Origin of the sequence: Ligilactobacillus equi DSM 15833 = JCM 10991 (assembly GCF_001435735.1) — a bacterium.
In the GTDB taxonomy this organism is placed as follows: domain Bacteria; phylum Bacillota; class Bacilli; order Lactobacillales; family Lactobacillaceae; genus Ligilactobacillus; species Ligilactobacillus equi.
The window spans coordinates 1-235 of record NZ_AZFH01000023.1 but is presented as its reverse complement, the minus strand read 5'-3'; the positions used below and the strand labels follow the sequence as shown (position 1 = coordinate 235).

The 235-nt window shown below is 26.0% G+C and carries 1 protein-coding gene; it reads right to left on the bottom strand.

What is annotated here, in order from left to right:
- Positions 1-235: IS200/IS605 family accessory protein TnpB-related protein (locus FC36_RS03495; RefSeq protein WP_156409505.1), on the bottom strand; the 235-nt coding region annotated here is incomplete at both ends.

Below are 235 nucleotides of genomic sequence, written 5' to 3'. Positions count from 1 at the left end.
AATTGTTTACCATACCAGTTACACTTGTATTCAAGCATTGACTTAAAAGCATACCAAGCATTTGAACTAACTGCATTAGCTAGATTGTGATTTTTCATCATATTTTTTGATTTAAGATTTTCAATCACAATTACATCATATTGCTTAACTAATTCAGTTGTTATTTTATGAAGTGCATCATTTCTTTTATTAGCAATTTTAGCTTGTAATTTAGCTTTATTTTTTCTTGCTTTTT